This window comes from Sphingobacterium faecale (genome assembly GCF_016746095.1).
Taxonomy (GTDB): Bacteria; Bacteroidota; Bacteroidia; order Sphingobacteriales; family Sphingobacteriaceae; genus Sphingobacterium; species Sphingobacterium faecale.
Genome location: NZ_JAERTY010000017.1, coordinates 57,073 through 63,072 on the forward strand (window position 1 = coordinate 57,073; position 6,000 = coordinate 63,072).

The following is a 6,000-nucleotide window of genomic DNA, read 5'->3' on the forward strand; positions in this document are numbered from 1 at the left end:
AGTAGAAATCTCTTAGAAAAGAGACTAACCTATTTAAAACAACTAACTACTAATTTCTGTTAATCCCGTGATAATGCGCCCTATTTAGCATCCAAGATATTATATTCCCAAATACGATACTATTCGCAATCTGAAAACCACCAGCACTGGTACCTGCTGCAGGCGAACCTGTTGCACCGGGATAGCCGTAACCTTGTAGAATAGGAAACACAGTTGTAGGGTTTATTCGGAAAGGGTCTTCATGAGTAGTGGTAACAGCAATCACCTTCTCATTCAGATAAAAACCACCGTCCCCAACAAAGAAGAAACTTTTTGACTTGTGTCTAAAGAAGCACATTCCTTGGGGCGAGGGGGCTTTATAGTTTTGAGAATGTGTACTGTAAATAATAACATCGCTTCCTGTATATCCATTTATATACCCTGTACCGATTCTATCCTGTCCCCAATGGTAAGATCGTGCGTCTCCAAAAGGACCGTTCAAAATGACTTCATCTCCTGCTCCACTAGGTGTATCCGTAAATTTATAAACACCAGCATATTCTGAAATATCTGACATTGATACGGTCTGCCCTAGTATATTACCTATGCCCCTTTGTGCATATTTTTCATAAACGCCATCTGGCTCGTCATGAGTATAGAAAACATTACCACCCGCATCTATATAATCCTTGACCAAATCCCAACATTCATCGTTCAAGTAGTTATACCAATTTGCTATAATTAAAATGTCAGGATAATTTGCTGGATTGCTCATTAAAGTTTTGAACCTGTTCCATCCCGTAGAAGTGCGAGTAGCTAGATTACCGGTAGATGGAGCATCGATATCAAGTTGCGCAATGCTGACATATTGGCTTCCTAGTCCAAAATTAGACGCTGTCCTCAAGAATTTTCCAGCGGCAGTAGCTGGGGCGAGCCGATAGCCATTACTCGCATTACTATTACTAAAAGGCGCTATCCGCATCCTAGGAAGCGTAAAGGAGACCAGCATGGTACCTTTAAGCACATAGCCTTTCTTATAGTAGGGGTCCGTTCCAAATGCGAACGTCGTATAACCATTACCCGGTAATTCATCTTCAGTTAATAATCGTGGATCGTTAACTTTATATTGAATATTTAAGCTGTCAATTTTCACCCCAAAGGAGGCCACGTCTTCCTGTGCTGTGTAATACCGTGCAACACGCTTGACGACACCTGCCTCTACCTCAGTTACAAAATTCAGCTTCGTAATATTGGCAGAAGTTAGAGGTGATTTAGCGGCAGTAAGTATATTGAAAGTACTGGTTTTAATTGCATCTGCATTAATAAACTCACCCGTCGTATTTAAAATAGCTCTAAATCCAGAGCTTTCTTTAATTTCTATCTGGAACTGATTTAATTGATGCTTGAAGAGAATAGGCAGTTTTGTTCCATTTGCAGTTGGTATTATTGTACCTGAGGCATACAACAAAGGTGTAGTAGTCGGTGTCGTCACTACCGGACTGCTAGGGTTTGGAGCAGGTATAGGGGTAGTCGTGTTGTAAGAATAAGCATACCACTTATAGGTGCTACCAGACGTAACAGTTATGTGCTGCTGCTGCCCGGCAGTTACTTCTACGGAGGCGACGAGAGCATTGCTTGACGTATAAACCAATAGCCTATATTTAGTATCATTTTTCATAGGCACCGTTGCTGCATATAACTCCCGTTTATTTTTTAAGTCTGTATTTAATAGGTGTTCAAAACCGCTCGTGTCTTTTCTTTGGTCGGATTGAATACTGAAAATGACATCATTTTTGGTAAAAGATCCTTGATTTGTCTTTTTGTCCGCAGGTAGTAGCACATAATTATCACTATTGGCAGATGCTTTCAGATTGGGTGCTGTAATATCACTATCGACACCATCTACCGTAAAAATCAAATCTATGGTCTCGCCTAGAGGGCCTTCCTCTTTCTTCATTTTTGAACAGCTCGAGATCAGAGCAGTCGTAACGATCAATAAAATAATCTTATAGTGTAGTTTTCCTTTAAACGTAAACGCGTTTTTAGGAATGATTAATAAATATCTCATAATCTAATCTAAATCAATTGTCCATTTTTGTGTATCCTCTATTAGAATTTCTTCTTCTATTTCTGGCATACTGGTAGCCCCACCTGTGACAATAGAGGCTGCGGCGATACTTTCTTCCAATTGAACTTTGATCACTTCAATCGTAGGTGTTTTGTACGTTTTCTTCATATCTAACTAATTATTACATGAGCCCTCAAGCTCGGTTTGTTGTTTTTATGGAAATGAAAACATCCCATTCCGCAAGGAAAGCACATTACGTGCAGACTGCAATAAAGGAGTATTTCATGGTAGAAATATTTTAATTTTTCGATGCTTCATAGGCGATAATGAATTCGCTAATCGTTACCTTTCTAAAAACAGGATTTCCCTATTTTACAATAGTTAACCTTTAGGTATTCTATTTATCTTAATGGTAAAACAAAATGTCTTAAAATTTGTTTTAAAAAAACGTAATCCCTTTTATTTTTTTGAAGAACATAGCTCCCAGAGTAAAAAAAACGTTATTGTGGATAAAATAAATTTCAAAAAAAAGTCGCAAAACAGCCTTGAGACATGCAGAAAACAGCGGAAAATTGCAGACAACAATCGGGAATAAAATGAATCGAAATCTTGTGCAACCATAAAAAACATTACGGTTCCTTTCATATCTCAGTTTATATTTTGATCTTTAGTTAGTCGTATAACTATTAAAAATATAATGACAAAAGAAGAAATCCTACATTTAGAAAATAGACTGCACAACGCTATAAAAGAAAGTAATTTACAGGCTCTTGATGAATTGTTGCATAAAGATCTGCTTTTTGTCGCCGCAGACGGTACAGTAATAACCAAAGAACTCGATTTAGAAACTTATAGAGGTGGCCAACTAAAAATATACGAACTCAAACCTACGGTGGAAAATCTAAATATTATTGGCGATCTGGCTGTTATTACCCTGAGCATGGATTTAAAAGGAGACTATAATTCACAGGCATTCGAAGCGAAATATCGTTATATCCGATTCTGGAAGGATTCTATTGAAGGAATTAAAGTGGTAGGTGGAAGTGGCATACAGATCCATTCGTAAGTAAACATCCATCTTCCTATCCTCCATTCTGCCATGAGGGCTTAAATGAGCAAGGTATCTTTGCAACCAGATTCAATCTCTACCAACGATACGGATCCAACAGGTTATCTAGATTAAGAGATTATCAACAATACAAAAACATCAACTGCACTATAATATGATCGAAACCGATAAAATTTTAATAAGCGAAAATCCCCAAGATGTATATACACTTGAACTTAAAGATGGTCAGCCTTTTAATGGCTATGAAGTAACAAAGGAAAAGCTGATAGGCGAATTCCCTTTTGTCAACTATTACGAAGACGGCGAGCTAAAGGCAAAATATGCTGTAGATTTCATTGCAAAAGATCAATACCAAGCTCCAATAGAATATACCCTAAAAACAACGTACAAGGAGGGAACAGTGGCAACTGGAAACGTATACCGTCAAACTGAAAATGGCTTTCTACTTACGGATCAATATAGCGACTATCAAAAGACAGGACTGTTGGTAGACATATTTGACATGCATTATTTCAATCGCATCTCTTTTAAGATAGACAACAACCACCTGGTGATCAAAGCTTTTGACAGCAAGGATGAAGTCAAAATATATAAAAAAGAGGGATGGGCTGTAGCTGATTATTACGTCAACGGAAAACTGATGCAACAATCTGAACCTATGCTACTACGGGTTTCAGAAGGCACGCCACACTCCAGTTCTATATTTTATTACGATTCGGATAATCTATTGCGTCAATATAATATGCTTCCGAACCTGGGTCGCACGCCCTGTTCTGATCACAAACTATTGTCGCAATTCTACGCACAGTTTTCTTTTGAATACGCTGGTCAAATTGGGGATTTGCTGTATCAAATAGACCACTATTTCACAACGGCTACAGTAGATACGGAAGAGCCTATAGAAGCTATATTCGAACATTTGGCAATACCATACACCCAAGAGACTATCCTGGGTTATGTGAGCTTTGATGAAGCCAGCCGACCTCATACTGCTGTGCTGTTCCGGAATATGAAGCAGGAAAAATATCAACAGTTTACAACGATCAACAGCCCAATAACGGATACGGATACTGTCGTACAATTATTGCAGGTAATGAAGCAAGATATTACGCCGCAGTAAGACACAACATTAGAGACGTAGGAGATGTTCCCTCGAATTTACTTTATAGGAATCGCGCTGTACCCAGTAACTTGGTATCATGTTTGCGATAGAAAGCTGCGAATCAGGCTCACTAAAAAATCGTATACTGTTATATACATATGAAAATTGCTTTAACTACACTATGCTTGCTACTGGGCATAGTTGCTGGTCCACACATTCAAGCTCAGAGCTACCTTTTTGGCCCAACGGTCAGTTATCAATACCAAAAAGGAAATATCCTAAAAACGGGCGTGTACTATGCTACCAGCATTAATACGAGCAATATTTTAAAACTCGACGCGACAGCCAATTTTACATGGATACAAAACAAGCATGCTGTAATTCCTGAAGTAGCGGCAACATTTTTCTCGGATATGTATATATTGGGGTTATTCGCCAGAACCGAGTTCACCCCCTATACGGTAACGCCTAAGATTGGGATTTCTGCTCTTACTGTGCTTGAACTGGATCTAGGTTACGGATTTCCAATGGTCAATAAAGCCAACTACCGCCCCATCAAAGGATTTACAACATCTTTGCGTTTTAACATTCCGCTCAACACTAGGCTATAGTTGCTATAACAGCGAGTTGCAGCATTTAGACGTTTACGAAAAAAGCACTATGTTTTATCAAGAATTTCCTCCAATCAAAGCTCTACAAGATTATATCCAATACTTCTGGGTATTGGAAGATTACACTACCAACTCTAGCAAAACTTTTTTCAGAGTAATCCCCGACGGTGTGCCTGCACTGATATATCAAGAAGGACCATCGCTTTTTTATAACAAATGCGGCTTGGTCTTGCCCGAACTCTATATCTATGGGCAGTCGTTCCGACACATTGAAAATAGCATAGGAGGTCCTTTTAGGATTATTGGAGCCTACCTACAGCCTACGGCTTTGAAAACTACTTTTAACATCGATGCTTTTGAGTTTAACAACCAGAATATCCCTTTATCGGATATTGTCTCTAACAATATCCTTGAGCGACTGATGAATACGAGTGCTATAGGTGAAAAGATAGGGATTATATCCGACTTTTTTCAGAAGCGGATACAGTCTGGAACAATAAACCTTGAAAAAGCGAATTATGCATGTAATCTATTACAGAAAGGCATCTCTCTGAAAGATGTTCAGACAGAAATAGGCTTGTCTGAGCGTTCTTTGGAAAGGCTGATAAAGCAATACGTGGGTATGTCTCCCAAAATGTTTTCAAGAATTATCCGATTTCAGTCTGGTCTTAATCTTTTGCGGAAATCAGATTTGCACAATCTTACGACACTGGCCTACGAAAAGAACTATTTTGACCAATCGCATTATATCAGGGAATTTAAAGAGTTTACGGGAACAACGCCTAAGATATTTTTGCTCCGCTCGCATGAAACCTTGGCGAATTTTCCAAAATGGAAGCTATAACGCATTTCTCTTTGTTTTTAAGTGTCGGTTTTATCCAATTTTGCTAAGATCGATTCCTCTAATTTTGCTCCGATGCAGCTCGGGAACTATCAATACGATAGACCTCTATTGTGCTGTGCTATTAGGTGAATATTTATAAAACAACTAAAAATGAGAACAGAAAAAAATCAAAAAATAGTTCGGCTAAACCCAGAATGTGTGTATCCACCCTATGAAACACATATTGACATAGTTTGCCTTGGTAATTAATTTTGTACCATGAACAACAATCAGGAAAAACGAGAGCATATGCTATCGATGATATCGGAGTGGCAGCAGAGCGGCAAA

6 protein-coding genes are annotated in these 6,000 nt (G+C 38.5%); 4 read left to right on the top strand and 2 right to left on the bottom strand.

What is annotated here, in order from left to right; translation table 11 throughout:
* Positions 1–49: 49 nt before the first annotated feature.
* Positions 50–2,047 carry a hypothetical protein gene (locus JKG61_RS22115; RefSeq protein WP_202105184.1) on the bottom strand — a complete coding sequence of 666 codons (1,998 nt, stop codon included), beginning with the start codon at positions 2,045–2,047 and terminating at the stop codon, positions 50–52.
* A 3-nt stretch (positions 2,048–2,050) separates the two neighbouring features.
* Entirely contained in the window at positions 2,051–2,215 is a 165-nt protein-coding gene (locus tag JKG61_RS22120; protein WP_202105185.1) for a hypothetical protein, read from the bottom strand.
* Positions 2,216–2,744: 529 nt separating this feature from the next.
* Between JKG61_RS22120 and JKG61_RS22125 the strand changes: the two genes are divergently transcribed.
* From JKG61_RS22125 to JKG61_RS22140, 4 genes are all read left to right on the top strand, one after another.
* Entirely contained in the window at positions 2,745–3,113 is a 369-nt protein-coding gene (locus JKG61_RS22125; RefSeq protein WP_237249581.1) for a nuclear transport factor 2 family protein, read from the top strand.
* Positions 3,114–3,270: 157 nt separating this feature from the next.
* On the top strand, positions 3,271–4,236 hold the full coding sequence (locus tag JKG61_RS22130; protein ID WP_202105186.1) for a hypothetical protein: 966 nt from the start codon (positions 3,271–3,273) through the stop codon (positions 4,234–4,236).
* A gap of 140 nt (positions 4,237–4,376) precedes the next feature.
* Positions 4,377–4,829 (top strand): hypothetical protein, encoded by a 453-nt coding sequence (locus JKG61_RS22135; protein WP_202105187.1) that lies wholly within the window; start codon positions 4,377–4,379, stop codon positions 4,827–4,829.
* A 49-nt stretch (positions 4,830–4,878) separates the two neighbouring features.
* A complete protein-coding gene (locus tag JKG61_RS22140) occupies positions 4,879–5,673 on the top strand; it encodes a helix-turn-helix transcriptional regulator (protein WP_202105188.1) in 795 nt (264 codons plus the stop codon).
* The last annotated feature ends 327 nt before the right edge of the window (positions 5,674–6,000 follow it).

What these genes read in the sequence shown, in the direction of transcription:
- JKG61_RS22115 (WP_202105184.1), bottom strand. Translation starts at nt 2,047, where the DNA reads ATGAGATATTTATTAATCATTCCTAAAAACGCGTTTACGTTTAAAGGA.
- JKG61_RS22140 (WP_202105188.1), top strand. Translation starts at nt 4,879, where the DNA reads ATGTTTTATCAAGAATTTCCTCCAATCAAAGCTCTACAAGATTATATC.
- JKG61_RS22125 (WP_237249581.1), top strand. Translation starts at nt 2,745, where the DNA reads ATGACAAAAGAAGAAATCCTACATTTAGAAAATAGACTGCACAACGCT.
- JKG61_RS22130 (WP_202105186.1), top strand. Translation starts at nt 3,271, where the DNA reads ATGATCGAAACCGATAAAATTTTAATAAGCGAAAATCCCCAAGATGTA.
- JKG61_RS22120 (WP_202105185.1), bottom strand. Translation starts at nt 2,215, where the DNA reads ATGAAGAAAACGTACAAAACACCTACGATTGAAGTGATCAAAGTTCAA.
- JKG61_RS22135 (WP_202105187.1), top strand. Translation starts at nt 4,377, where the DNA reads ATGAAAATTGCTTTAACTACACTATGCTTGCTACTGGGCATAGTTGCT.